At 47.4% G+C, this 25,904-nt stretch carries 24 protein-coding genes and 7 tRNA genes; 3 read left to right on the forward strand and 28 right to left on the reverse strand.

The window, feature by feature from the left end; translation table 11 throughout:
- Positions 1-11 precede the first annotated feature (11 nt).
- From L4D06_RS21985 to ilvA, 3 genes are read left to right on the forward strand one after another with little or no spacing between them, the layout of a single operon-like run.
- A complete protein-coding gene (locus L4D06_RS21985) occupies positions 12-947 on the forward strand; it encodes a branched-chain amino acid transaminase (protein WP_274166365.1) in 936 nt (311 codons plus the stop codon).
- Positions 948-968: 21 nt separating this feature from the next.
- On the forward strand, positions 969-2,810 hold the full coding sequence (gene ilvD, locus L4D06_RS21990; RefSeq protein WP_274166366.1) for a dihydroxy-acid dehydratase: 1,842 nt from the start codon (positions 969-971) through the stop codon (positions 2,808-2,810).
- A 2-nt stretch (positions 2,811-2,812) separates the two neighbouring features.
- Positions 2,813-4,372, forward strand: coding sequence for a threonine ammonia-lyase, biosynthetic (gene ilvA, locus L4D06_RS21995; RefSeq protein WP_274166367.1), 1,560 nt, complete (start codon positions 2,813-2,815; stop codon positions 4,370-4,372).
- A gap of 54 nt (positions 4,373-4,426) precedes the next feature.
- On the opposite strand, the gene L4D06_RS22000 is transcribed toward ilvA, so the two are convergent.
- From L4D06_RS22000 to mnmE, 28 genes are all read right to left on the reverse strand, one after another.
- Positions 4,427-4,798, reverse strand: a complete 372-nt coding sequence (locus L4D06_RS22000) for a helix-turn-helix domain-containing protein (protein ID WP_274166368.1) — start codon at positions 4,796-4,798, stop codon at positions 4,427-4,429.
- Positions 4,799-5,025: 227 nt separating this feature from the next.
- Positions 5,026-5,397, reverse strand: a complete 372-nt coding sequence (locus tag L4D06_RS22005) for a helix-turn-helix transcriptional regulator (protein WP_016960921.1) — start codon at positions 5,395-5,397, stop codon at positions 5,026-5,028.
- A 313-nt stretch (positions 5,398-5,710) separates the two neighbouring features.
- A complete protein-coding gene (gene glmS / locus L4D06_RS22010; protein ID WP_429741389.1) occupies positions 5,711-7,546 on the reverse strand; it encodes a glutamine--fructose-6-phosphate transaminase (isomerizing) in 1,836 nt (611 codons plus the stop codon).
- Between the two features lie 14 nt (positions 7,547-7,560).
- A complete protein-coding gene (locus L4D06_RS22015; protein ID WP_429741391.1) occupies positions 7,561-8,325 on the reverse strand; it encodes a DeoR/GlpR family DNA-binding transcription regulator in 765 nt (254 codons plus the stop codon).
- Positions 8,326-8,527: 202 nt separating this feature from the next.
- Positions 8,528-8,612, reverse strand: a tRNA-Leu gene (locus tag L4D06_RS22020).
- A gap of 43 nt (positions 8,613-8,655) precedes the next feature.
- Positions 8,656-8,742 (reverse strand) — tRNA-Leu (locus tag L4D06_RS22025).
- A gap of 83 nt (positions 8,743-8,825) precedes the next feature.
- A tRNA-Met gene (locus L4D06_RS22030) sits at positions 8,826-8,902 on the reverse strand.
- An 11-nt stretch (positions 8,903-8,913) separates the two neighbouring features.
- Positions 8,914-8,988: transfer RNA gene (locus L4D06_RS22035), tRNA-Gln, on the reverse strand.
- Between the two features lie 36 nt (positions 8,989-9,024).
- Positions 9,025-9,109, reverse strand: a tRNA-Leu gene (locus L4D06_RS22040).
- A 36-nt stretch (positions 9,110-9,145) separates the two neighbouring features.
- Positions 9,146-9,222: transfer RNA gene (locus tag L4D06_RS22045), tRNA-Arg, on the reverse strand.
- A gap of 3 nt (positions 9,223-9,225) precedes the next feature.
- Positions 9,226-9,300: transfer RNA gene (locus L4D06_RS22050), tRNA-Gln, on the reverse strand.
- Between the two features lie 124 nt (positions 9,301-9,424).
- Positions 9,425-10,786, reverse strand: a complete 1,362-nt coding sequence (gene glmU / locus L4D06_RS22055) for a bifunctional UDP-N-acetylglucosamine diphosphorylase/glucosamine-1-phosphate N-acetyltransferase GlmU (RefSeq protein WP_429741393.1) — start codon at positions 10,784-10,786, stop codon at positions 9,425-9,427.
- Between the two features lie 203 nt (positions 10,787-10,989).
- Entirely contained in the window at positions 10,990-11,412 is a 423-nt protein-coding gene (locus L4D06_RS22060) for a F0F1 ATP synthase subunit epsilon (RefSeq protein WP_028024427.1), read from the reverse strand.
- A gap of 18 nt (positions 11,413-11,430) precedes the next feature.
- Positions 11,431-12,834 (reverse strand): F0F1 ATP synthase subunit beta, encoded by a 1,404-nt coding sequence (gene atpD, locus L4D06_RS22065; protein ID WP_274166372.1) that lies wholly within the window; start codon positions 12,832-12,834, stop codon positions 11,431-11,433.
- A gap of 36 nt (positions 12,835-12,870) precedes the next feature.
- Positions 12,871-13,737, reverse strand: a complete 867-nt coding sequence (gene atpG, locus L4D06_RS22070) for a F0F1 ATP synthase subunit gamma (protein ID WP_274166373.1) — start codon at positions 13,735-13,737, stop codon at positions 12,871-12,873.
- Positions 13,738-13,783: 46 nt separating this feature from the next.
- A complete protein-coding gene (atpA, locus tag L4D06_RS22075) occupies positions 13,784-15,325 on the reverse strand; it encodes a F0F1 ATP synthase subunit alpha (RefSeq protein WP_274166374.1) in 1,542 nt (513 codons plus the stop codon).
- A gap of 16 nt (positions 15,326-15,341) precedes the next feature.
- Positions 15,342-15,875, reverse strand: coding sequence for a F0F1 ATP synthase subunit delta (gene atpH / locus L4D06_RS22080; protein ID WP_274166375.1), 534 nt, complete (start codon positions 15,873-15,875; stop codon positions 15,342-15,344).
- 15 nt (positions 15,876-15,890) lie between these two features.
- Positions 15,891-16,361, reverse strand: a complete 471-nt coding sequence (gene atpF / locus L4D06_RS22085; RefSeq protein ID WP_028024432.1) for a F0F1 ATP synthase subunit B — start codon at positions 16,359-16,361, stop codon at positions 15,891-15,893.
- A gap of 47 nt (positions 16,362-16,408) precedes the next feature.
- Positions 16,409-16,666: a F0F1 ATP synthase subunit C gene (gene atpE / locus L4D06_RS22090; RefSeq protein WP_005372317.1), complete on the reverse strand. Its 258-nt coding sequence runs from the start codon at positions 16,664-16,666 to the stop codon at positions 16,409-16,411.
- A gap of 69 nt (positions 16,667-16,735) precedes the next feature.
- Positions 16,736-17,539, reverse strand: a complete 804-nt coding sequence (atpB, locus tag L4D06_RS22095; RefSeq protein ID WP_028024433.1) for a F0F1 ATP synthase subunit A — start codon at positions 17,537-17,539, stop codon at positions 16,736-16,738.
- Positions 17,540-17,547: 8 nt separating this feature from the next.
- Complete coding sequence (locus tag L4D06_RS22100; RefSeq protein ID WP_017010589.1) at positions 17,548-17,937, reverse strand: F0F1 ATP synthase subunit I; 390 nt, start codon at positions 17,935-17,937, stop codon at positions 17,548-17,550.
- A gap of 180 nt (positions 17,938-18,117) precedes the next feature.
- The gene (locus L4D06_RS22105) at positions 18,118-19,011 is read right to left on the reverse strand and encodes a ParB/RepB/Spo0J family partition protein (RefSeq protein ID WP_274166376.1); all 894 of its coding nucleotides are present in this window, start codon (positions 19,009-19,011) and stop codon (positions 18,118-18,120) included.
- A 9-nt stretch (positions 19,012-19,020) separates the two neighbouring features.
- Positions 19,021-19,821 (reverse strand): ParA family protein, encoded by an 801-nt coding sequence (locus L4D06_RS22110; protein WP_274166377.1) that lies wholly within the window; start codon positions 19,819-19,821, stop codon positions 19,021-19,023.
- A gap of 22 nt (positions 19,822-19,843) precedes the next feature.
- The gene (gene rsmG / locus L4D06_RS22115) at positions 19,844-20,458 is read right to left on the reverse strand and encodes a 16S rRNA (guanine(527)-N(7))-methyltransferase RsmG (protein ID WP_429741400.1); all 615 of its coding nucleotides are present in this window, start codon (positions 20,456-20,458) and stop codon (positions 19,844-19,846) included.
- 6 nt (positions 20,459-20,464) lie between these two features.
- Positions 20,465-22,354 (reverse strand): tRNA uridine-5-carboxymethylaminomethyl(34) synthesis enzyme MnmG, encoded by a 1,890-nt coding sequence (gene mnmG / locus L4D06_RS22120; protein ID WP_429741402.1) that lies wholly within the window; start codon positions 22,352-22,354, stop codon positions 20,465-20,467.
- A gap of 416 nt (positions 22,355-22,770) precedes the next feature.
- Positions 22,771-23,217, reverse strand: a complete 447-nt coding sequence (gene mioC / locus L4D06_RS22125) for an FMN-binding protein MioC (RefSeq protein WP_274166380.1) — start codon at positions 23,215-23,217, stop codon at positions 22,771-22,773.
- A gap of 67 nt (positions 23,218-23,284) precedes the next feature.
- Positions 23,285-24,412 carry a GGDEF domain-containing protein gene (locus tag L4D06_RS22130; RefSeq protein WP_274166381.1) on the reverse strand — a complete coding sequence of 376 codons (1,128 nt, stop codon included), beginning with the start codon at positions 24,410-24,412 and terminating at the stop codon, positions 23,285-23,287.
- Positions 24,413-24,512: 100 nt separating this feature from the next.
- The gene (gene mnmE / locus L4D06_RS22135) at positions 24,513-25,877 is read right to left on the reverse strand and encodes a tRNA uridine-5-carboxymethylaminomethyl(34) synthesis GTPase MnmE (RefSeq protein WP_274166382.1); all 1,365 of its coding nucleotides are present in this window, start codon (positions 25,875-25,877) and stop codon (positions 24,513-24,515) included.
- Positions 25,878-25,904: the final 27 nt, after the last annotated feature.

Below are 25,904 nucleotides of genomic sequence, written 5' to 3' on the forward strand. Positions count from 1 at the left end.
AGGATGAATACATGGCAAACACAGCGGATTATATTTGGTCTAACGGTGAACTCATTCCTTGGCAAGATGCCACGGTTCACGTTCTGACTCACGCGATGCATTATGGTACCTCGGTGTTCGAAGGCATTCGTTGCTATGACACCCCGAACGGCCCTATCGTTTTCCGCCATCGTGAGCACATGCAGCGTCTGAAAGACAGTGCAAAAATCTACCGTTTCCCGATCCCATACAGCGTCGATGAGCTGATGGAAGCCTGTCGTGAAACCCTTCGCGCCAACAAACTCAACTCCGCCTACATTCGTCCATTGGGCTTTGTCGGCAATGTGGGTTTAGGTGTTTGCCCACCGCCAGAAACTGAAATGGATCTGATCATTGCCGCTTTCGGCTGGGGGTCTTACCTCGGCGAAGAAGCGCTAGCAAACGGTGTGGATGCGATGATTTCAAGCTGGAACCGCGCAGCACCAAACACCATTCCAACCGCCGCAAAAGCAGGGGGTAACTACCTATCTAGCTTGCTCGTTGGTGGTGAAGCACGTCGCCACGGCTATGCTGAAGGTATTGCATTGAGTGTTGATGGTTACCTCTCAGAAGGTGCTGGCGAAAACTTGTTTGTGGTACGAAATGGCGTTATTTCTACGCCACCTGCCACCAGCGCAATTTTGCCTGGCATCACGCGTGATTCCATCATGATCCTTGCTCGTGACATGGGTTATGAAGTGCGCGAAGAAAATATCGCACGTGAAGCGCTGTACCTTGCCGATGAAGTGTTCATGACAGGCACAGCCGCTGAAATAGTACCGGTTCGCAGCGTTGACCAAATCACCGTGGGTGAAGGCGCGCGTGGCCCAATTACAGAAAAAGTGCAATCCGCATTCTTTGGCCTGTTCAACGGCCAAACAGAAGACAAATGGGGATGGCTCGATCCGGTCTCTCCGGAAGCCAAATAAGCAGTAAAAGAGGACAAGGAAATGCCTAAGTATCGTTCAGCCACCACCACACACGGTCGCAACATGGCCGGCGCACGCGCCCTTTGGCGTGCCACTGGCGTGAAAGATGAAGATTTCGGAAAACCCATCATTGCCGTCGTGAACTCTTTTACCCAGTTCGTACCGGGACACGTTCACCTAAAAGACATGGGCCAACTCGTTGCACGTGAGATTGAAGAAGCTGGCGGTATCGCCAAAGAATTCAATACTATCGCCGTCGATGATGGTATCGCAATGGGTCACGGCGGCATGCTTTATAGCCTGCCATCACGTGAACTGATTGCTGATTCCGTGGAATACATGGTCAATGCACACTGTGCGGATGCCATGGTCTGTATTTCGAACTGTGACAAAATCACCCCCGGAATGTTGATGGCTGCCATGCGCATCAACATCCCCGTGATCTTTGTTTCTGGCGGCCCAATGGAAGCGGGTAAAACCAAGCTTTCTGATCAGATCTTAAAATTAGATCTGGTGGATGCCATGATCCAAGGCGCCGATCCAAAAGTCTCAGACGAGCAAAGCGAGCAGATCGAACGATCAGCCTGCCCAACGTGTGGTTCATGCTCAGGCATGTTCACCGCTAACTCCATGAACTGCTTGACTGAAGCGCTGGGCCTTAGCCAACCCGGTAACGGTTCAATGCTGGCAACCCACGCTGATCGCGAACAGTTGTTCCTAAAAGCGGGTCAGCGCATTGTTGATTTAACCAAGCGCTACTACGAACAAGACGATGCATCGGTATTGCCACGTAATATCGCAAGTCGTGCCGCCTTTGAGAACGCCACCGCGCTCGACATCGCGATGGGTGGTTCAAGTAACACCGTGCTTCACCTTATCGCTGCTGCGCAAGAAGGTGAGATTGATTTCGACATGGATGATATCGACCGCATGTCTCGTCGTGTTCCTCATCTTTGTAAAGTGGCTCCGTCTACCCAGCAATACCACATGGAAGACGTTCACCGTGCGGGCGGCGTTATCGCCATCTTGGGCGAATTGGCACGTGCCAATCTGCTCAATACCGACGTACCGACCGTCTTGGGTCAAACCATGGCTGACACCATTGCGCAATACGACATCATGGTGACCGAAGACGAAGATGTGAAAACCTTCTTCCGTGCTGGCCCTGCGGGCATTCGCACCACCAAAGCCTTCTCGCAAGATTGTCGCTGGGATACCGTCGACGACGACCGCGTTAACGGTTGTATCCGTACTCGTGAAAATGCGTTCAGCCAAGAAGGCGGTCTTGCCGTGCTGAGTGGCAACCTCGCCGCAGATGGCTGTATCGTTAAAACCGCGGGTGTAGACGAAGAGAACCTCGTTTTCCGAGGCCCTGCTCATGTCTTCGAAGCGCAAGAAGATGCGGTTAACGGCATTCTGTCTGGCGCAGTAAAAGCAGGTGAAGTGGTTGTTATTCGTTACGAAGGTCCGAAAGGCGGCCCAGGTATGCAAGAAATGCTCTACCCAACCACCTACTTGAAATCGATGGGCTTAGGTAAAGCGTGTGCGTTAATCACCGATGGTCGCTTCTCTGGCGGTACCAGTGGTTTGTCTATCGGTCACGTTTCTCCAGAAGCAGCGAGTGGCGGTACGATCGGTTTGGTGAAGCAAGGCGACATCATTGCCATTGATATCCCTAACCGTTCAATTGTGCTGGAAGTGGATGACGCCGAACTGGCTACCCGTCGCGCAGAAACGGATGCGCGTGGTTGGAAACCCGTTTCACGTGAACGCGTTGTCTCATTGGCCCTTAAAGCCTATGCAAGCCTTGCAACCAGTGCCGATAAAGGTGCTGTTCGCGATAAAAGCAAACTGGAGGGGTAATCATGACGCAGGCCCACCAAAAAACTCAAGACGTTGCACCGCTCAGTAATGCCGATTACCTGCGCGATATTTTACGCGCACCTGTGTATGAAGTGGCGATTGTTAGTCCTTTGCAGGACATGCCACGAATTTCCCAGCGATTGGGTAATACCATTCAACTGAAGCGTGAAGACCGCCAACCGGTGCATTCGTTTAAGTTGCGTGGTGCTTACAACATGATGTCTCAACTGACTGACACGCAGAAAAAAGCAGGCGTAATTGCCGCTTCTGCAGGAAATCACGCTCAGGGCGTTGCGATGTCTAGCAGCAAACTGGGCGTGAAAGCCACGATCGTGATGCCAAGAACTACCCCAGACATCAAAGTCGCCGCAGTGCGCAGCTTTGGTGGCAATGTGGTGTTGCATGGCAATAACTTTGATGAAGCCAAAGCCAAGGCCGTAGAACTTTCAGAAGAATACGGCTACACCTTTGTGCCACCTTTTGATCACCCGTCTATCATTGCGGGGCAAGGTACCATTGGCATGGAAATGCTGCAGCAAAATGGTCACCTTGATTACATCTTCCTGCCCGTAGGCGGCGGTGGTATCGCCGCAGGTGTCGCTGTCATCATCAAACAGCTCATGCCACACGTAAAACTCATTGCCGTGGAAGCGGAAGACTCCGCATGCCTCAAAGCGGCATTAGAAGCGGGCGAGCCCGTCACGCTAGAGAATGTGGGTACGTTCGCTGACGGTGTTGCCGTAAAACGCATTGGTGATGAATCGTTCCGTGTTTGCCAAGAACACCTTGATGACATCATTACTGTCTCTAGCGATGAGATATGCGCAGCGGTAAAAGATATTTTCGAAGACACACGCGCTATCTCAGAGCCTGCAGGTGCACTGTCACTGGCTGGCCTGAAACGTTATGTCGAGCAGCATCAACTTAAAGACAAGAACCTTGCAGCTATCCTGTCAGGCGCTAACACAAATTTCCACAGTCTTCGTTACGTGTCTGAACGCGCGGAGCTGGGTGAAAAGCGTGAAGGTTTGTTAGCAGTGACTATTCCTGAACGTACGGGTGCGTTTCTGGACTTCTGCAAAGTGCTTGGGGGTCGAGCAGTTACCGAGTTTAACTATCGCCACAGTGATGATGCCGAAGCAAATATCTTTGTTGGCGTGCGTTTGCTCAATGGCCAGGAAGAGCTTGATAGTATCATCGCTGATCTGCGGAAAGGTGGGTATGCGGTCGAAGACCTCTCAGACGACGAAATGGCGAAGGTTCACGTTCGCTACATGATTGGCGGGCGACCAACCAAAGTCATGAAGGAGCGTTTGTATAGCTTCGAGTTTCCAGAATACCCTGGTGCACTGCTGCGTTTTCTCAACACACTGGGCACACATTGGAACATCAGCATCTTTAACTACCGCAACCACGGTGCCGACTATGGGCGCGTATTGTGTGGTTTTGAGCTTGAAGAAGCCGATCTGCTGTCATTTACCACGCATCTACGTGAGCTTGGTTATTCGTGGAAAGATGAATCGGAAAACCCGTCATATCGATTCTTTCTTGCCAAGCAATAGCCTAAATAAACGCGTTGTTAGCAAAAAGCCCAGCGAAAGCTGGGCTTTTTATTTTTAAGCATCGTTATCCGATGACTTCATGATCACCATGTACTCTGCCAATAACAAAGCCTGATCCATCACGAGATTACGCGCCGAAAGCGGGAGTTGATTGAATAAAAATAATAAGTTATTCAAATCATCTCTGTGTGTAAACGCGATATCACTTCGCGTACTTTCACCGTATAAAAACCAATTTAACGGACGACCAGTTACGTCGGCTATAGTAACAAGTGAAGAGACTTTAGGTTCCGTCTTGCCTGACTCAATATCTAAATAAGTCTGCCGCGCAACATCAAGATGTTGCGCCATTTCCACTTGCGTGATCTCTCGATACTCTCGCGCTTCTCTGATGCGCTGTGCAACGTGAGATTTGACAATCAACATCGTATCTTGCCCCACAACTCTTCGTCACAGTGTCAGGTTTACACCGTTTCACTGTCACACTCTCTACTGCTAGATCCTGCATTATGCACAGCGCAGTCATGTTCACATGTAAAGCATTGTTGAATTGTGAATCTAGGCTGTCGTTGCCTAAGCCAAATGACAAGGCTTTAATGCAAAACCTATTTTGGCAGGCAAGGCTGGGCGAAGCCTACCAAGTAAGTGAGTGCTTAACCTCTTTGGGCCGATTTGGAATAATTGACCAAGAACGATGCCATGTTAACGCTCTGATTAAGAATCGCTGTACGCGCTTCGTGAGGCAATTTAGAAAAGTGCTCTAGGAGGCGGTTAACGTCTTGCTTGTACTGCACATCATGCAGTTCAACGTCCGCGTCACCATACACAAACCAAACCAATGGGCGTTCGGTAATTTCGGCGATTTCAGACAACATACGAACACGAGGTTCTGTTTTGCCTGTTTCAATGTCTAAATACGTTTGGCGCGCTACATCCAGTAGTTTTGCCATTTTCACCTGAGTGATCCCTTTCCACTCACGGGCTTCTTTAATGCGTTTTGCTACTTGTGATTTCGAGTCGATCATACTTCACTCCCTACGACTTACAGCTTTGGTTGTTGTTGTGCTGCTTTATCGACAATATGCACAATGTGCGCCAACTATTTAGACAAAATAAATAGCAATATAATTCATAGAGTTATGATGATGTCGAATGTTGTTGCTTATCTTTCTAGGCGAGGTGTCTTGTTATAGATGCGAAATGATTTGCAAAATGCAAATGTCGTGACAGGTTTCCAAGTTGCAAATAGCAACGAATGTAAAACTCCATGCATAATGTGACAAAAAAAGGAGCCAAGGCTCCTTTTTTTGTACAGCTCTGGGGTATCTATTCAGCGGATTACTCGACAGTGACCGCTTTTGCCAAGTTACGTGGCTGATCAACATCCGTCCCTTTAATAAGGGCAACATGATATGAAAGTAGCTGCATTGGCACCGTATAAAAGATGGGTGCGCACACTTCGTCAACTGGCGGCATAGGAATAATTGTCATGCCATCACTTTCTTGAAACCCAGCAGATTCATCCGCAAACACATACAATTGACCACCGCGCGCACGGACTTCTTCGATGTTGGATTTAAGCTTTTCTAACAACTCATTGTTTGGTGCAATGACAATGACTGGCATGTCCGCATCAATCAACGCCAGAGGGCCGTGTTTCAGCTCGCCAGCGGCATACGCTTCTGCGTGAATATAAGAAATCTCTTTTAGCTTTAAAGACGCTTCCACCGCAATAGGGTAAAACTCACCTCGACCAAGAAACAGTGCGTGATGTTTATCTGCAAAATCTTCTGCAAGCGCTTCAATTTGCTTATCAAACATCAGCGCTTTTTCAATATGCGAAGGCAAACGCTGCAAGGCTTTAACAATCTCAGCTTCTTTGTCAGCACTCACTATGCCTTTTTGCTTACCCAGCGCCGTGACTATCATCAGAAGAGCAGTAAGCTGTGTGGTGAATGCTTTGGTTGATGCCACACCGATTTCAGTACCCGCTCGCGTCATGATGGCGATGTCAGATTCACGAACCAAGGATGAGCCCGCCACGTTGCATACCGTCATTGCCGCCATAAAGCCGCGTTCTTTTGCCAAACGTAATGCCGCGAGCGTATCTGCTGTTTCTCCAGATTGTGAAAGTGTAATAAGCACACTATTTGGACGCGTGACAAAGTTGCGATAACGAAATTCAGAGGCAATTTCAACATCGCAGCTCACACCTGCAATGGACTCAATCCAATAGCGCGCCACCATGCCTGCGTTGTAAGACGTACCACAGGCAATAATTTGAATATGTTCGGCTTTTTGAAGAATGTCTTTCGCACCATGACCTAAGCTATCAACCAATACCGAGTTAGCATCAATACGGCCTTCAAGGGTACTGATAACGGCCGAGGGTTGCTCAAAGGTCTCTTTCTGCATGTAGTGGCGATAAATGCCTTTATCTGCAGCATCGTGCTCTGCAGACGACTCATTGATGCTACGCTCAACGGCGTTGCCTTCAACATCATAGATATCGACATGACGGCGCGTAATTTCGGCAACGTCACCTTCTTCGAGAAAGAGGAAACGACGTGTCACGTTAAGCAGCGCTAACTGGTCTGAAGCAAGGAAGTTCTCACCTATTCCCAAACCAATCACCAATGGGCTTCCAGAACGTGCAGCAATCAATCTTTCAGAGTCGCGCTTGTCCATCACTACGGTGCCATAGGCACCTTCCAATTGAGCGACAGTGCGTTGAAATGCCTCTAGCAAATAGCCACCTTGTTCAAGCTCCCAATGCACTAAGTGAGCAATCACTTCGGTATCCGTTTGCGAACTGAAGATATAACCGCGACCTTGGAGCATTTCTCTGAGAGATTCATGATTTTCAATAATGCCATTATGTACAACAGCAATATTTTCACCCGACATATGTGGGTGGGCATTTTCTTCACTCGGTTGGCCATGTGTCGCCCAGCGGGTGTGTGCGATACCTGTCCCACCAGCAATAGGGTTGGCATCTAGCGCATCAGACAGCATTTTCACTTTGCCTAATCGGCGGAGACGGTTCAGTTGATGATCAGCATCGATCACCGCTAAACCTGCGGAGTCATATCCGCGATATTCTAATCGACGTAATCCTTCTATCAGAATTTCCGCCACGTCCCTTTGCGCCACTGCGCCAACAATTCCACACATAGCTTTCCCCGTATTCAATTAGGGGCGCAGATCACCTCTGTGCCCATTTTCTCAATGGCGAGTTTGGTGGTGGGGTCGATGCTGCTGTCGGTAATAACCGTTGTGATAACGCCCCAAGGAAGTTCAAGGTTAGGAATTTTTCGTCCGATCTTATCGGATTCGATCAACACCACCACTTCTCTAGACACTTCTGACATGACTCGGCTCAGTCCAACAATTTCATTGAATGTCGTTGTACCACGACTCACATCAATACCATCAGCACCAATAAACAGCTGGTCAAAATCATAGGCACGCAATGCTTGCTCAGCGACTTGTCCTTGAAATGCCTCTGAATGCGGGTCCCAAGTCCCTCCCGTCATCAACAGTGTTGGTTCGTTTTCCAACTCCTTGATAGCTTGTGCCACATTCAAGGAGTTAGTCATCACCACCAATCCACGTTTTTGATTTAACAACGGGATCAATGCTGCGGTTGTTGAACCACTATCCACCACTATTCGATTATGGTCGCGGATCCGACTTGCCGCCATTTTTGCGATAGCGAGCTTTTGATCCGAAACTTTTATAGAACTTTCCGAAACCATTTCATGAGGAATAGGAACTGCACCACCATAGCGACGAAGTAAAATTCCATTTTTCTCAAGCTCAGCAAGATCTTTGCGTATCGTGACTTCAGAAGTTTCAAACAGTGATGAGAGTTCATCAACACTCACTTTTCCCTGCTCACTCAACTTGGCGACAATCATATGGCGACGCTGTTGAGTATTACGTTTCGACATGTAACCACCAAACTTTCGTTTCGAAAGATAATATGCGTAATAGAAAATTTTTCAAGAGAGAAATGCGAGACAAATCACCGCAATGATGATCGGTTCCACAAAAAATATAATTATACCGAGGGATTACATCATGAAGGCAGGAATTTAAACGCAAAAATAATAGGCAAAAAAAAAGAGCAGACTATGAGTCTGCTCTTTAATATGGTGCGGAAGGAGAGACTTGAACTCTCACACCTTGCGGCGCCAGAACCTAAATCTGGTGCGTCTACCAATTTCGCCACTTCCGCGTATTTCTTTTTGTCTATCCTTTCTCTAAAAGGACAGTAAATCTGGTGCGGAGGGAGGGACTTGAACCCTCACATCCGTTAGGACACTAGCACCTGAAGCTAGCGCGTCTACCAATTCCGCCACCACCGCATGTTTTGCTCAGACTTTGAGTTTGTCACTCTAGACACTTGGTAGTGCGTCAGTCTGTTTGAAAGCTAAAGCTTTCGAATTAATGGTGGCTACGACGGGATTCGAACCTGTGACCCCATCATTATGAGTGATGTGCTCTAACCAACTGAGCTACGTAGCCATGCCAAAATATGGCTGGGATACCTGGATTCGAACCAGGGAATGGCGGCATCAAAAGCCGCTGCCTTACCGCTTGGCGATATCCCAATGACTATCACGCAATTAAGCATGATGTCTTTAATATGGTGCGGAAGGAGAGACTTGAACTCTCACACCTTGCGGCGCCAGAACCTAAATCTGGTGCGTCTACCAATTTCGCCACTTCCGCATTTTGTTTCTCTCATCTTCCTCAAAAGAGAAAAGATGGTGCGCGCGGGAGGATTCGAACCTCCGACCGCCTGGTTCGTAGCCAGGTACTCTATCCAGCTGAGCTACGCGCGCATTTGGCTGGGATACCTGGATTCGAACCAGGGAATGGCGGCATCAAAAGCCGCTGCCTTACCGCTTGGCGATATCCCAACTGAGGCGCGTATAGTATTGCGGAATAGGAAAGTCGTCAACCCCCTATTTTTCGTTTGCTGATGTTTTGAGCAACCAAATAAAAAAACACCGCAAATGCGGTGTTTTTATGCGATTCGTCAGCTTATTTTTGCTTTGTTGGACGCTTCCAACCATCAATCATTCGCGATTTAGCACGAGTGATCACCAACTGACCTTCATTAACACTTGTGGTCAATGTCGTACCAGCGCCAATCGTTGCACCTTTTTTAATGGTCACAGGCGCAACCAATTGACTATCAGAGCCAACAAACACGTCATCTTCAATGATAGTTTTGAACTTGTTAGCACCATCATAGTTACAAGTAATCGTGCCTGCGCCAATATTCACTCGATCGCCAAGCTCTGCATCACCCAAATATGTGAGGTGATTTGCTTTTGAGCCTTTACCAATACGCGTATTCTTCACTTCAACAAAGTTACCTACGTGAGAATCGCCCACCAGTTCTGCACCAGGACGTAAGCGAGCAAACGGACCTACCGTACAGGCTTCGCCAACAGAGGCTCCCTCAATCACGCTGTACGGTCGAACCACGGTGTTATCATCGATTTCGCAGTCTTTCAGTACACAACCCGCGCCAATGACCACGTTATCGCCCAAGGTCACTGTGCCTTCAATCACCACGTTTACATCAATTTCAACATCCGTACCGCACTGAAGCTGACCACGAAGATCAAAACGAGCAGGATCACGCAGCATCACACCACTTTCTAATAACTTTTCGGCTTGTGCTGCTTGGAAAGCACGCTCAAGACGCGCCAATTGAATACGGTTATTTACACCTTCAACTTCAATGGCACTTTCAGGGTGAACAGCTTCTACTGCACGTCCTTCACCATGTGCAATGGCAATCACGTCAGTGAGGTAATATTCACCTTGCACATTTTCATTTTTAAGCTCTGATAACCAACGGCGTAAATCACGGCCTGTTGCGACCATCACGCCAGTGTTAATTTCCTTGATTAGCTTCTGTTCTTGAGAAGCGTCTTTGTCTTCAACAATCGCAACCACAGGACCATTACGGCGAACGATACGTCCGTAGCCTGATGGGTCATCAAGCACTACGGTAAGAAGCGCAATGCCACCATTAGGTTGCGCATCCAGCAAGTTTTCTATCGTTTGCTCTGAAATTAGCGGGACATCCCCATAAAGAATGAGAATTTGCTCATCATCTTTAAATTCTGATGCGGCTTGGTTCACTGCATGCCCAGTACCCAGTTGCTCAGCCTGAAGTACCCAATTGACTGGCTCCTCTGACAAAGCTGCTTTCATTGCATCACCACCATGACCATAAACCAGATGCAAATCTTGAGCACCGAGTGAACAACATGTATCGATAACATGTTTGACCATCGGCTTGCCTGCCAGTGTGTGCAACACTTTAGGCAAATTTGAGTACATGCGGGTTCCTTTACCCGCCGCAAGAATCACAGCACTGAAATTCATGGGGAAATAGTCCTTAATAGAAAGCATTACTTTAAAATAATGGCACGTATTGTAGCGATTAGTGACGGGAAACGGCATGTAAATTGATGGAAGATGCCAAATTTCCTGTTATTTTGTCGCAAAAAATTGATTCAATATTGCCTTTTGCAAATAAAAAAGGCGACCGTCTGGTCGCCTTTTCAGCTTGCTATGTCATCTGACTATTAGCGTGCCTTTTTGGTCAGCTCGATCACTCGAAGCTGGGCAATCGCTTTGGCCAGATCACTGGCCGCCTGAGCAAAGTCCATATCACCGTGCTTATTGAGGATACGATCCTCAGCACGGCGCTTCGCTTCTTCTGCCTTTGCTTGATCCAAATCGTCACCGCGAATCGCGGTGTCGGCCAACACAGTCACTGTGTTTGGCTGCACTTCCAACATACCGCCTGAAAGGTAAATCACCTCTTCGTGGCCATGTTGCTTAGTGATACGGATCATGCCTGGCGTAATGGCGGTCAGCAGCGGGGTGTGGCTTGGGTAAATACCCAACTCACCTTCGCTACCAGTCACCTGAATAGCTTCAGCTCGACCAGAAAACATTTGCTTTTCCGCGCTTACCACATCCAGATGGAAGGTCATCGCTGCCATATCGCCTCCTAACAACCGTTACAGGTTCTTCGCTTTTTCGAGGACTTCTTCGATAGCGCCACAGTACAGGAATGCCTGCTCTGGGATATCGTCATACTCGCCACTCATCATGCCTTTAAAGCCAGAGATGGTGTCTTTTAGCGAAACATAAACACCTGGTTGACCAGTAAAGACTTCCGCTACGTGGTAAGGCTGAGTCAAGAAACGTTCAATCTTACGTGCACGAGATACAGCGAGTTTGTCATCTTCTGACAACTCATCCATACCCAAGATAGCGATGATGTCTTTCAGCTCTTTATAGCGCTGCAGAATTGACTGCACGCCACGGGCAACATCATAGTGCTCTTGACCAACAACGAGTGGGTCCAACATACGAGATGTTGAATCCAATGGGTCGATCGCTGGATACATACCCATAGAGGCGATGTTACGTGAAAGAACAACGGTTGCATCCAAGTGCGCAAACGTGGTCGCTGGAGATGGGTCAGTCAAGTCATCCGCAGGAACGTAAACGGCCTGTACAGATGTGATAGAACCACTCTTCGTTGACGTGATACGCTCTTGAAGTACACCCATTTCTTCTGCCAACGTAGGCTGGTAGCCTACCGCAGAAGGCATACGACCTAGCAGTGCTGATACTTCAGTACCTGCCAAGGTGTAACGATAGATGTTATCAACGAACAGAAGTACGTCACGGCCTTCGTCACGGAACTTCTCTGCCATCGTCAGGCCAGTCAACGCTACGCGTAAACGGTTACCTGGTGGCTCGTTCATCTGACCGTAAACCATGGCTACTTTTGATTCTGCTGGATTTTCGATGTTTACAACACCCGCTTCCTGCATTTCAAAGTAGAAATCGTTACCCTCACGAGTACGCTCACCTACGCCTGCAAATACTGATAAACCAGAGTGTTGCAGTGCAATGTTGTTGATAAGCTCCATCATGTTAACGGTCTTACCTACACCCGCACCACCGAACAGACCGATTTTACCGCCTTTGGCGAACGGACACATCAAATCGATAACTTTAACGCCAGTTTCCAGCAGTTCAGTCGCGTTTGATTGCTCTTCGTAGCTTGGCGCTTCACGGTGAATAGAGTAACGCTCTTCTTCACCAATCTCGCCACGCTCGTCGATTGAGTCACCTAGAACGTTCATGATACGACCTAGGGTTGCAGTACCTACTGGTACTTCAATTGGCTTGCCTGTGTTCTCTACTTCCAGTCCACGACGCAGACCATCTGACGAACCCATTGCGATGGTACGGACGATACCACCACCCAGCTGCTGCTGAACTTCCAGCACCAGACGCTCGCCTTCACGTTTCACGTCCAGGGCGTCATATACCTGAGGTACCGACTCCTGTGGAAACTCTACGTCGACTACCGCACCGATGATCTGAACGATCTTACCTGTAGCCATCGTTATTCCTCTAAAAATATTTCGTTGGCCCTTGCCTTACACCGCAGCTGCACCGGAGACAATCTCCGAGAGCTCTTGTGTAATTGCAGTCTGACGGGCTTTGTTATACACCAGTTGCAGATCATCAATGATGTCACCTGCATTATCTGTTGCAGCCTTCATCGCAACCATTCGCGCCGCTTGTTCGCACGCTAAGTTCTCAACCACACCTTGATAAACTTGCGATTCGACATAGCGAACCAACAAGGTATCTAGCAGCGGTTTTGGCTCGGGCTCATAGATATAATCCCAAGAGTGGCTGCGTTTCATTTCTTCGTCTTCTGACTTAGGCAAAGGCAGCAATTGATCGATCACTGGTTCCTGCGTCATGGTGTTTACAAACTTGTTGTACACCAGATACAAACGATCCAGTTGGCCTTCATCATATTTCTTCAGCATGACGCCAACAGTACCAATCAAATCTTCAAGAGCAGGGTTATCACCCAGGCCTGAAGCTTGTGCTGATACTTGCGCACCGTAGCTGCTAAAGAATGCCGAAGCTTTAGAACCAATCAGGGCAGTATCAACTTCTGCACCGTTTTGCGTCCACTCCTGCATCCCATTGATAGCACGTTTGAACAAGTTAATGTTCAGGCCACCACACAGACCACGATCTGAAGATACGATGATGTAACCGACGCGCTTGGCTTCTCGCTCTTCCAGATATGGATGGCGATACTCTAATTTACCAAGGGCGACATGACCGATCACTTTGCGCATAGTAGTCGCGTATGGACGGGAGGCTTCCATGGCGTCTTGCGAACGACGCATTTTAGAAGCGGCAACCATTTCCATCGCTTTGGTGATCTTCTGTGTGCTTTTCACACTTCCGATCTTGTTACGAATTTCTTTTGCGCCGGCCATCGTTACTCTCCGTTGTAAGAAGGCCGCAAAGGCGGCCTTCTACGCATTACCAGGTTTGAGTTGCCTTGAAGTCTTCAACCAACTTAGTTAGTTGCGCTTCAATATCGCTGTTGTAATCGCCCTTCTCTTCGATCAGAGCAACCAGCTCGGCATACTGTGCCTTAGCATATGCAAGCAGAGCAGCTTCGAAATCAGCCAGCTTTTCCAGAGTAACGTCTGTCAAATAGCCTTTTTCTGCTGCAAAAATCACCACGCCTTGTTCAAAAACAGACATTGGTGCGTACTGCTTCTGCTTCATTAGCTCAGTCACTTTCTGGCCATGATCTAGCTGCTTCTTAGTAGCTTCATCAAGGTCAGAAGAGAACTGTGCGAATGCCGCCAGTTCACGGTACTGAGCCAATGCCGTACGGATACCACCAGACAATTTCTTAATGATCTTAGTCTGAGCAGAACCACCTACACGCGATACTGAAATACCTGGGTCAACCGCTGGACGAATACCAGAGTTGAACAGTTCAGATTGCAGGAAGATCTGACCATCAGTGATCGAGATAACGTTGGTAGGTACGAACGCAGATACGTCACCCGCTTGGGTTTCGATGATAGGTAACGCAGTCAAAGAACCGGTTTTACCTGTCACTTCACCATTGGTGAACTTTTCAACGTAGACAGCATTTACACGTGCTGCACGTTCTAGCAAACGCGAGTGAAGATAGAAAACATCACCTGGGAATGCTTCACGGCCTGGTGGACGACGCAACAATAGAGAAATCTGACGGTAAGCAACAGCTTGCTTAGACAAATCATCATATACGATTAGTGCATCTTCACCACGGTCACGGAAGTACTCACCCATCGCACAACCTGCATAAGGAGCAAGGTATTGAAGTGCAGCAGCTTCAGACGCTGATGCCACAACAACGATGGTGTTTTTCAGTGCATCGTGCTCTTCCAGTTTGCGAACCACGTTAGCAATGGTTGACGCTTTCTGGCCGATAGCCACGTAGATAGAGTAGATACCAGAGTTCTTCTGGTTGATGATCGCATCGATAGCCATCGCAGTTTTACCTGTCTGGCGGTCACCGATGATCAGCTCACGCTGGCCACGGCCGATTGGGATCATAGCATCGACTGCTTTATAACCAGTTTGTACCGGTTGGTCGACTGATTGACGAGCGATTACACCCGGTGCAATCACTTCTACAGGAGAAGTCAATTTCGCGTCGATTGGACCTTTACCATCAATAGGCTCGCCGAGAGTATTCACGACACGACCTAATAGTTCAGGACCTACTGGCACTTCAAGAATGCGGCCAGTACCGGTCACTTTCATACCTTCCTGAAGGTCGGCATAAGGACCCATAACAACCGCACCTACAGAATCACGCTCAAGGTTAAGCGCGAGTGCAAAGCGGTTGCCAGGTAGTTCAATCATTTCCCCTTGCATAGCATCAGCAAGGCCATGGATGCGAATGATACCGTCACTGACTGACACGATGGTACCTTCGTTGCGTGCTTCACTTACAACGTTGAATTTTTCAATACGTTGTTTGATCAGATCGCTAATTTCCGTGGAATTAAGTTGCATGCTCCAATTCCCCAAATCAAGACTGCAATGCATCGCTCAGACGGCGGATACGACCGCTTACTGAGTTATCGATGACCAAGTCTCCAGCTCGAATCACAACCCCGGCAACCAGGGTCTCGTCTACACTACAGTTCAGCTTCACTTTGCGCTCAAGGCGGGCTTCAAGTTTACCGGCGATAGTATCCAGTTGCGCTTGATCAAGCGCGACAGCAGAAAAGACATCAACATCTATCTGCTTCTCATATTCTTGGCGAAGTGCCAAAAACTGGGTACATACATCTGGTAACGCTTTGAGGCGACCATTCTCAGCCATCACCTTAATCAGGTTTTGGCCAAGTTCATTGAGCTGTTCACCACACACTGAGACAAATATCTCTGTCAGCTTCTCAGCTGAATGCATACCACCGATGTAATCAACGATGGTTTCATTGCGGGCAACTTCTGCAGCAAATGTCAGCATCTCAGACCATTGGTCTAATTCGCCTTTCTCTACTGCTAAATCGAAGGCTGCTTTAGCGTAGGGGCGTGCGATAGTTGTCAATTCAGACATTGCGGCCCCTCCTTCTTAAAGTTCTGCAGTGATTTTATCGAGAATATCTCTATGAGCAGACTCATCAATAGAGCGCTCCAGGATCTTCTCGGCACCGATCACGGCCAGAGTTGCAACTTGTTTACGCAGTTCATCACGGGCACGGTTACGTTCAGCTTCGAGTTCAGCCTGTCCTTGGTTAAGGATATTTGCGCGTTCAGCAGTTGCTTCTTCGCGGGCTTGGTCGATAATTTGTGCTTTACGCTTGTTTGCCTGTTCGATGATCTCAGTTGCAGAGCGCTTTGCTTCTTTCAATTGATCGGAAGCATTCGCCTGGGCCAAGTTCAGGTCTTTTGCAGCACGTTCAGCTGCTGCTAGACCGTCAGCAATTTTCTTCTGACGCTCTTCAATCGCTTGCATGATTGGTGGCCATACATATTTCATGCAGAACACAACAAACATAAAAAACGCGATTGCCTGACCAAACAGAGTTGCGTTTATATTCACAACAGCGACTCCTCACTAGTTAGCTATACAGGATCCGTTCAGCTAAATTAGCCAGCCAGTTGACCTACAAATGGGTTTGCGAAAGTGAACAGCAAAGCAATTACGATACCGATCATAGGTACAGCATCAAGCAGACCAGCGATGATGAACATCTTAACTTGCAGCATTGGTGCCATTTCTGGTTGACGCGCAGCACCCTCAAGGAATTTACCACCAAGCAGTGCGAAACCAATCGCAGTACCTAGGGAAGCAAGACCTACAATGATGCCAACGGCAATTGCAGAAAAGCTCAATAAAGTTTCCATCACTATCTCCAGTTTCTTGTTGTCGGCTTATATGCCGGAAGGTCGAACAAAGTTGCTTACTAAAACGTATTAATGTGATTCTTCATGCGCCTGAGACAGGTACACGATAGTCAACATCATAAAGACGAACGCTTGGATGGTAATAACCAAAATGTGGAAGATTGCCCACGGTAATGAACCCAACCATTGCGCCCACCACGGCAGGAGTGCCGCAATAAGGATAAATACCACCTCACCTGCAAACATGTTACCGAACAAACGCATACCCAGTGAAATTGGTTTCGCTAGCAGCGATACCACTTCAAGAAGCAGGTTGAATGGAATCATAATTGGGTGATTGAACGGGTGAAGTGCCAGTTCTTTCGCGAAGCCGCCCAAGCCTTTGATCTTGATGCTGTAATAAATCATCAAGAAGAAAACGCCTAGCGCCATTGCCAAGGTGATGTTTACATCAGCCGTAGGTACTACCTTCATGTAAGGAATACCGAGCTGTTCCGCTGGATAAGGAATAAAATCGATAGGCACTAAGTCCATCGTATTCATCAAGAATATCCAAACGAAAATGGTGAGAGCCAGAGGTGCAATCAGTGGATTCTTTCCATGGAAGGTTTCGCGAACGTTTTCATCAACGAACTCTACCAACATTTCCACAAAACACTGAAGCTTGCCTGGTACTCCGGTTGTTGCTTTCTTTGCTACTGAACGGAACAGCCATAAAAAGCCTGCACCGATCAAAACAGAGAAAAACAGGCTATCAATGTGCACCGCCCAAAAACTACCTTCTTCCACCAAACCCAATTTGTCCGTAGACAAGTTAGTTAAGTGGTGAGAGATATAACTTGACGGTGTAAGCGCTTCACCTGACGCAGCCATAACTCATCCTATTTGTTGTTGTTAATGAATAAAACTGGCGCAAGGATATTAATTCCAAGTACCAGCAAATAGGTCAGTTTGAGGGGAACAAGTTCCACCTCGGCATACAGGTAAACAACGGAAAATAAAACGACGGTCAGTAGAATTTTGAGCACTTCACCGCTGTAGAATGATGCTACAACCAGCTTGGCCGCTCTTGCTCCACTAAATAGGAATGCACACAATGCAAAGGCTGCGTTGGCTACCACAAAGATGCCACCGCCTATGAGTGCGGAAATTCCCCAGTCGACATTGATGGTGGTCACCATCAAGATTGCCGTTGCTAACACGACGCACACCTGTAACAGCAGCAACCTTTTCGCAAGCTTGCGACCTGGTCGCGTGAGCGTCGATACCATGTATTCGTTCCTCGATTCCTTTCCTCTTAGCACCTTCGTCGTGCTGGGAAAACTGCGAAAATTATACGGGTCACCCTTTTGAATGCAATCTCATGACAGCAAAAAGAGAGGCTAAATTTTACAACAGGGTAACCTGATCACAGTAAGCAAAAATATGTAACAAAAACCCAACGCGTTACGTCACAATTTCTCTTCGAGAATTGCAAGGATTTGCATAAGTTTTTCGTTTTGATCAAAGTTGATAACGAGTTTACCGCTACCACTTTTTCCTTGAGACAAAGAAACCTTAGTTCCAAGCCTATCTGACAGCCTATCTTGCAAAGCGACAAAATCATCAGATAACGGCTCAGATGCCTTTTCTATCTCAGGGGTCAGTAATTTCTTCACCAGCGCTTCGGTTTGTCGCACTGTGAGCTTTTTATTTACAGACACTAACGCCGCTTCGATTTGAGCTTCACCTTCCAGTGACAGCAATGCACGAGCATGCCCCATTTCGAGTTGGCGTCCCAGCAACAATTTTTTTACACCGACTTCCAATCCGTTCAATCGCAGTAGGTTACTGATCGTTGTACGGGATTTACCGAGCGCTTCAGCCAATTGTTGATGCGTTAACGTAAAATCTTGGATTAACCGATTAAGTGCTTCAGCTTCTTCCATCGCGTTGAGATCTTCACGCTGGATATTCTCAATCAATGCAATGGCACTGGCTGCTTTGTCGTTAAGCTCACGAACCAAACAAGGGACATGAGTAAGCCCTGCAAGTTTAGCGGCACGAAAACGACGCTCTCCCGCAATAATCTCATATTGCTGGTTATCGAGTTGTCGCACGACCAGCGGCTGAATAATGCCTTGCGCTTTGATGGACTCAGCAAGCTCGTCAAGGGCTTCCGGCGCCATATCTTGACGTGGCTGATAAATCCCAGGACGCAACGCACTGAGAGACAAGTGCTGTAACTCACTGTTATTAACAGCTTCACGGGTATCAATATTGAGATCAACACGCGCCTGTGCTTTTGCACTGGTCGCAAGAAGAGCATCGAGCCCTTTGCCCAATCCACGTTTCGTCGCGTTCATTAAATTTCCTTAAGACGCATTGGCAATATCAGCAGCTTGCTTGGCTTGCTCTTCACGGCGTAACATTTCTCCTGCCAACGCTAAGTACGACTTCGCTCCACTGGAGTACTTGTCGTAGTACATAGCAGGCTTGCCATGGCTTGGTGCTTCAGCAAGACGAACGTTGCGAGGGATAACAGTGCGATACACCTTATCACCAAAATGTTTCTTAATCTGATCTGATACTTCGGTGGCAAGTCGATTACGAGGATCGTACATGGTTCGAAGTAATCCTTCTACATGCAAGTCTGCGTTAACAACACCGGCAAGCTTACTGATGGTGTCCATCAATGCGGTAAGCCCTTCCAATGCGAAATACTCGCACTGCATAGGAACCAACACTGAGTTTGCGGCCGTCATGGCGTTGATTGTAAGAAGGTTAAGAGAAGGGGGACAATCAATGAAGATGAAATCATAGTTTTCACGAACGTCAGCGAGTGCATTTCGTAACCTGACTTCACGGGCAAACACTTCCATGAGTTTAATTTCAGCAGCAGTCACATCGCCATTCGCAGCGATAAGGTGGTACCCACCTGTTGTTTCCGTGACAACGACATCATTAAACGGCGTTTCTTCCACCAACAACTCATATGCCGTAGCGTGGACATCATATTTGTCCACACCACTGGCCATGGTGGCATTACCTTGTGGATCAAGGTCTATAACAAGCACCTTACGCTGTGTCGCCGCTAACGACGCAGCCAAATTAATACAGGTCGTTGTTTTACCAACGCCCCCTTTTTGGTTTGCTATTGCTATGACTTTTCCCACAAGTAGACCTCGTCGAGTGATCCTATCTAGCCAAGATTACTAGATGACGTTGTCCTTCCAATCCGGGAACAGTCAAAGGTTTGATACCGGTCACAGAACAATCTGATGGAAGTTGATCAATCTCGACCTGATCAACTTGCCCTTTGAGTGCAAGGAAGTGTCCGTGCTCTGCGGGTAGGTGATGACACCAGTTCACCATATCACTCATAGAGGCAAATGCACGGCTCAATACACCGTCAAATCCCACCTCTGGCTGAAAGTCTTCGACACGGCTTTGTACCGCCGTCACGTTATCAATTTTTAGCTCATGAACAACCTGACGAATGAAACGAATACGTTTGCCCAAACTATCTAGCAAGGTAAACGATTTGTCTGGGTTGATGATAGCCAAAGGAACACCAGGCAAACCAGGGCCAGTTCCAACATCAATGAAGGTAGATCCTTCTAGGTGCTGGCTAACCACAATGCTGTCCATAATATGCTTAATGATCATCTCTTTAGGATCACGCACAGAGGTCAGATTATAAGCTTTATTCCACTTATGGAGCATCTCAACATAACCAATCAACTGGTCTTGTTGGTGTGCAGGGATATCCATCCCTGCTTGTTCAATCAGTTTAGAAAGTTGTTGTTTCACAGAAAATCAGGCTCCCTTTTTGAGCATGCCTTGTTTTTTCAGGTGGACCAGCAAGATAGAAATTGCCGCCGGTGTAATACCTGAAATACGTGACGCTTTGCCGACAGTTTCAGGACGAGCGTCCTGCAATTTAGCGACCACTTCGTTAGACAACCCTTTGATTTGTTTATAATTCAAATCAATAGGGAGAGAGGTATTCTCATGACGAACAGACTTTTCAATCTCGTCTTTTTGACGATTGATATAGCCTTCGTACTTAATTTGAGTTTCTACTTGTTCACGCGCTTGTTGGTCGTCATGTGCTGGGCCAAATACTGGATTTAACACCAGTTGGTCGTACGTAACTTCAGGACGACGTAAGAGCTCTTCACCATTCGCTTCACGCGCTAACGGCGCTTTAAGGATCTGGTTAAGCGCTTGCGCATGCTCAGAAGTTGGATGGATCCAAGTGCCACGAAGACGTTGAGCTTCTTGTTCCATGTTTTCCAATTTCTGATTGAAACGTACCCAACGCTCATCATCCACCAAACCGAGTTGACGGCCGGTTTCGGTCAAGCGTAAATCGGCATTGTCTTCACGCAGTAGCAAACGATATTCCGCACGAGAAGTGAACATGCGGTAAGGTTCTTTGGTTCCCATGGTCGACAAATCATCAATCAAAACACCCATGTAAGCCTGATCACGGCGTGGACACCAACCTTCCTTATCATGAGCAAACAACGCGGCATTAGCGCCAGCAAGTAAGCCTTGCGCTGCAGCTTCTTCGTAGCCTGTTGTGCCATTGATTTGGCCGGCAAAGAATAAGCCTTTGATAAATTTGGTTTCGAACGTTTGTTTGAGATCACGTGGATCGAAGAAATCATATTCGATCGCATAACCAGGGCGGATCACTCGCGCATTTTCAAAACCCTTGATCGAATGAATGATCCCCATTTGCACATCAAAAGGCAGGCTGGTGGAGATCCCATTAGGGTATAGCTCGTGTGTGGTTAAGCCTTCTGGTTCTACAAAGATTTGGTGTTTATCTTTGTCCGCAAAGCGCATTACTTTGTCTTCAATCGATGGGCAATAACGCGGACCAATCCCCTCAATGACACCAGAGTACATAGGGCTGCGATCCAAGTTATTGCGAATCACATCATGCGTTTTTTCATTGGTGTAGGTGATATAGCATGGCACCTGACGCGGGTGATCAGCGGAATTTCCCATGTAGGAAAATACTGGTCGAGGTGTATCGCCATGCTGCGTTTCCATCACACTAAAATCGACAGTGCGGGCATCAATGCGAGGCGGAGTACCCGTTTTTAAGCGATCAACTCGAAACGGCAGTTCACGAAGACGATCCGCCAATGCGATGGACGGTGGATCACCAGCTCGCCCACCTGAATAATTCTCTAAACCAATATGGATTTTTCCGCCAAGGAAGGTTCCTACGGTCAATACCACTGATTTTGCACGAAATTTAAGGCCCATTTCTGTCACAACACCTGTGACTTGATCTTGATCCACGATCAAATCAATCACAGCTTGTTGAAATAACATCAGATTGGGTTGGTTTTCCAAAGTTTCACGCACTGCGGCTTTGTACAAAGCTCGATCCGCCTGAGCACGTGTTGCACGTACGGCAGGGCCTTTGGATGCATTTAGCGTTCTAAATTGGATCCCACCTTTGTCAATTGCACGTGCCATTAGGCCACCAAGTGCATCGACTTCTTTCACCAGATGTCCTTTTCCGATCCCGCCAATAGCTGGGTTGCATGACATTTGCCCCAATGTATCGATGTTATGTGTCAGCAGAAGGGTTTGTTGACCCATACGTGCAGCAGCCAATGCGGCTTCCGTACCTGCATGACCACCACCAACAACGATGACATCAAAGTTATCCTGGTAAAACATGGTGTGACCTCAAAAAGGAATGGTTGATTGGGGTATTTCGAAAAAGAGGATCATTCTACCGCTTTTCAAGAAAAGTGAGAACCAAAAGTGTGATCTTTGATCGAGTGGGAAGCTCTTAAATATATATAAAGATCTTTATATAGATCTTTGTATTGATCATTATTAAGGAAGCCGATCTCTGTGGATAACTGATAAATGATCAACATGATCATTCAGTTAAGGAGGATCGTTAGTTGTGCGTGAGCTTGGATCAAGTGCTGTACTAGCTGGGATCAAAATGGCTAGTTATTCACAGGGGGGTCAGAGCGGTAAAGTTGTTATTGGGATAACTATAGGTTGATCACCGTTTAGATCTATAGTTATCCACAATGCGAATGTCACAAAACGGAATAAAATTTACTCTTTATTTAGCCATTTTATTCACAGATTTGGTTTTTGTTCTGGGATAACCATGTTTCTGCCGGTTCTTCTGGCAGTGGATTGGACAGGATGTCGATTTCAAGTCGTGCGATAATTTGCTCTGCACCGAGCTCTTTAAGTAGCGAATCTGCATTGCGTCCTGCACCACAAAAAGTGTCATAACTAGAATCACCAATCCCAATAACCGCATATTTTAACCCTGAAAGATCGGGCTTTTGGAGGGTTAAGGCATCCATTAGACTTTGCAGATTGTCTGGGTAGTCACCAGCGCCATGCGTGGAGGTGATTAGTAACAAGCGCTTACATCCAGTAACATCGGAAAGTTCAGCTTCATTGATGACCTTGACGGTGATGCCCTGTTGTTCAAGCAAATCGGCTAAATGATCGCCTACATATTCAGTGCCACCGAGCGTGCTTCCTGTGATCAGGGTTATTTCACTCATATACAATTCTCGAAACCAGTGTAGATACGGGCTGTTAGTATTGAAGTGAGCGGTTGGGCAAGTCAAGTCAGCTTGGTTGACAGAATTCGTCTCTATAGAGGGTATGGTTACCTTGCGGGGAGAGTGTATGTATTTTGTTTTTGCCGCGTTTCTTGGCATTGTTGACAGCGACCAGTGCCGTGTCGATCAATTGATAGCCCGCTAAACAGCTTTCATTTGACGTGGTCACACCAAAGCTTGCTGTGCGCTTTACTGCCGTATTATCGAGTAGAACGACACTGCGGCTTATTGCTGTTTTGAGTTGTTCTGCAGTGTGAAGCGCTTCACTGGAAGAGGTATTTCCGAGCAGCACGATAAAAGTATCTGCATGCATTCTTCCCAATATCGCCGTTTTTGACAGATTTTCTCTTAATAGTGTCGCGATATGGATCAATACCTGATCCCCGGTCGTTCGCCCATGCATCTCATTGATTTGTCGAAAGCCATCTATGTTTAGAGCGATAACCGAAAGGGCGTTTTTTTTTCTTTGTTCTCGAAAAAATATGTCGTCTGCTTGTTTGTAAATATTTTGGCTATTGGCGGTTTCAGTGAGGAGATCCTCATGAACCAACTTGCGGGAAGACTCATCTATCTTGTGTAAATCAATAAGATAGAAGTCTGTTAATGCCACTGAAGCCATGACAAGTACCAATATCACACACAGATAGGCAGCACGAGCATCCGCATCAGTCATGGATAGGATAGGGTCGGTTGACGGTACTGTTTTTGCCAAAAACAGCAAAATAATAGCGATTAATGATAAACCGTAGCGTGGAAGCCTATCGCTCGGATCGAACACCAAAACAACAGCGGTAGGTACCACCAGCAACAAAAGCTCAGTTTCAAAATTGTCAGAAAGCACAAAAAGAGGCAGCGTAAATTGTTGAAGGAAAAAGACAATGAACACCCAATACTTGGCGAGCCTTAGCATTCCCTCGCGCGTGAGCATAAAAGTAATAAAGTAGAGAAATGCGTAAAGACCATTAAGTAATGCCGACGTTTCATTGCCGAATGCAAAAGCAAACAAGGCTGAAAACAACAAAGTACCGCCCGCACATAAACCCGCCAAGAGGTTAACCATGCGCAAGTGATGGACTTGAAGTTTATCGCAACGTGCTATCCCCAGATTGAGAATAGGATTTAGGCTATTAATCATCTAATGGCTTGAATAAAGGTTGGATAGCCATAAGTGTAGCAAATGAAAAATGAAGCGTGATGGCATAAAAAAAGCTGCCGAGTGGCAGCTTTTAGGGGGATTATTTACCGATACAGAACGAGCTAAATATTCGCCCGAGTAGATCATCTGAACTAAATTCGCCGGTGATCTCACTCAGATATTGTTGTGCGATACGTAACTCTTCCGCGAGGATTTCTCCCGCCATATAACCTTCGAGTTGGTCTCTTCCGATATCAAGATGTCGTGACGCGGCATCAAGTGCTTCTAAGTGACGACGACGGGCCATAAAGCCACCTTCTGTTGCGCCAGAGAAGCCCATACACGCTTTTAGATGCTCTCGAAGCGCATCTACTCCAGCACCTGATTTAGCGCTGAGTCGAATTAACGTAGGCTGACTCGCGTGGCAAATGCCCAGCGACTCTTCGGTGACGTCAGCTTTATTGCGTATCACCGTCATTCCCATATTTGGAGGCAGTCGGTCAATAAATTCAGGCCAAATTTCTTCTGGTGATGTGGCATCGGTGGTCGTGCCATCTACCATGAACAGCACGCGGTCAGCTTGGGCTATTTCATCCCACGCGCGCTCAATACCAATGCGTTCCACTTCATCAGAGGCGTCGCGAAGGCCAGCAGTATCGATGATATGTAACGGCATGCCGTCGATGTGGATATGTTCACGAAGCACGTCACGGGTCGTACCGGCAATGTCGGTGACAATCGCGCTTTCTTTGCCTGAAAGTGCATTCAACAGACTAGATTTCCCAGCATTTGGGCGACCTGCAATGACGACTTTCATCCCTTCACGAATGATAGCGCCTTGATTGGCTTCTTTGCGAACGCCGCTGAGTGTATCAATAATGCCATTCAGATCGTTGGCGACCTTTCCGTCAGAAAGAAAATCGATTTCTTCATCAGGGAAGTCAATGGCTGCTTCAACGTAGATGCGCAGGTGGATTAGTGCTTCCACCAATGAATTTACTTTGGTGGAGAAAGCACCTTGTAAGCTTTGAAGCGCACTCTTTGCTGCCTGTTCAGAACTGGCATCAATCAAATCCGCAATGGCTTCAGCTTGCGCAAGGTCGAGTTTGTCATTCAAAAAGGCACGTTCTGAGAACTCTCCTGGGCGTGCAGTGCGAATGCCTTCAATCTCGACGATACGCTTGATCAGCATGTCCATGATGACAGGGCCACCGTGGCCTTGAAGTTCCAGCACATCCTCGCCAGTAAAAGAATTTGGCGATTGAAAATATAGAGCAATTCCCTGATCCAGCGCGTTACCTTCGATATCTTTAAATGGAAGGTATTCTGCTCGACGAACAGGAAGTTCGCGTCCAGTGACGGCGATGGCCACTTCTTTGGCTTTTGGGCCAGATACGCGAATGATACCTACGCCGCCGCGTCCTGGTGGGGTTGCCTGCGCAACAATAGTGTCTGAATGAGTCATGAAGCTAAACCTGCTGCGGAAAATGTT

The sequence above is a fragment of the Enterovibrio makurazakiensis genome (genome assembly GCF_050336585.1).
Lineage (GTDB): Bacteria > Pseudomonadota > Gammaproteobacteria > Enterobacterales > Vibrionaceae > Enterovibrio > Enterovibrio gelatinilyticus.

Coding starts and splice junctions, on each gene's coding strand:
- L4D06_RS22005 (WP_016960921.1), bottom strand. CDS start 5,397: ATGATCGACTCGAAATCACAAGTAGCAAAACGCATTAAAGAAGCCCGT.
- atpH (WP_274166375.1), bottom strand. CDS start 15,875: ATGTCTGAATTGACAACTATCGCACGCCCCTACGCTAAAGCAGCCTTC.
- atpB (WP_028024433.1), bottom strand. CDS start 17,539: ATGGCTGCGTCAGGTGAAGCGCTTACACCGTCAAGTTATATCTCTCAC.
- ilvA (WP_274166367.1), top strand. CDS start 2,813: ATGACGCAGGCCCACCAAAAAACTCAAGACGTTGCACCGCTCAGTAAT.
- glmS (WP_429741389.1), bottom strand. CDS start 7,546: ATGTGTGGAATTGTTGGCGCAGTGGCGCAAAGGGACGTGGCGGAAATT.
- L4D06_RS21985 (WP_274166365.1), top strand. CDS start 12: ATGGCAAACACAGCGGATTATATTTGGTCTAACGGTGAACTCATTCCT.
- L4D06_RS22130 (WP_274166381.1), bottom strand. CDS start 24,412: ATGATTAATAGCCTAAATCCTATTCTCAATCTGGGGATAGCACGTTGC.
- L4D06_RS22060 (WP_028024427.1), bottom strand. CDS start 11,412: ATGGCAGCGATGACCTTCCATCTGGATGTGGTAAGCGCGGAAAAGCAA.
- L4D06_RS22015 (WP_429741391.1), bottom strand. CDS start 8,325: ATGTCGAAACGTAATACTCAACAGCGTCGCCATATGATTGTCGCCAAG.
- glmU (WP_429741393.1), bottom strand. CDS start 10,786: ATGAATTTCAGTGCTGTGATTCTTGCGGCGGGTAAAGGAACCCGCATG.
- mnmE (WP_274166382.1), bottom strand. CDS start 25,877: ATGACTCATTCAGACACTATTGTTGCGCAGGCAACCCCACCAGGACGC.
- L4D06_RS22100 (WP_017010589.1), bottom strand. CDS start 17,937: ATGGTATCGACGCTCACGCGACCAGGTCGCAAGCTTGCGAAAAGGTTG.
- mnmG (WP_429741402.1), bottom strand. CDS start 22,354: ATGTTTTACCAGGATAACTTTGATGTCATCGTTGTTGGTGGTGGTCAT.
- atpG (WP_274166373.1), bottom strand. CDS start 13,737: ATGGCCGGCGCAAAAGAAATTCGTAACAAGATCGGAAGTGTGAAAAGC.
- mioC (WP_274166380.1), bottom strand. CDS start 23,217: ATGAGTGAAATAACCCTGATCACAGGAAGCACGCTCGGTGGCACTGAA.
- atpE (WP_005372317.1), bottom strand. CDS start 16,666: ATGGAAACTTTATTGAGCTTTTCTGCAATTGCCGTTGGCATCATTGTA.
- L4D06_RS22000 (WP_274166368.1), bottom strand. CDS start 4,798: ATGTTGATTGTCAAATCTCACGTTGCACAGCGCATCAGAGAAGCGCGA.
- L4D06_RS22105 (WP_274166376.1), bottom strand. CDS start 19,011: ATGAACGCGACGAAACGTGGATTGGGCAAAGGGCTCGATGCTCTTCTT.
- atpD (WP_274166372.1), bottom strand. CDS start 12,834: ATGGCTACAGGTAAGATCGTTCAGATCATCGGTGCGGTAGTCGACGTA.
- ilvD (WP_274166366.1), top strand. CDS start 969: ATGCCTAAGTATCGTTCAGCCACCACCACACACGGTCGCAACATGGCC.
- atpA (WP_274166374.1), bottom strand. CDS start 15,325: ATGCAACTTAATTCCACGGAAATTAGCGATCTGATCAAACAACGTATT.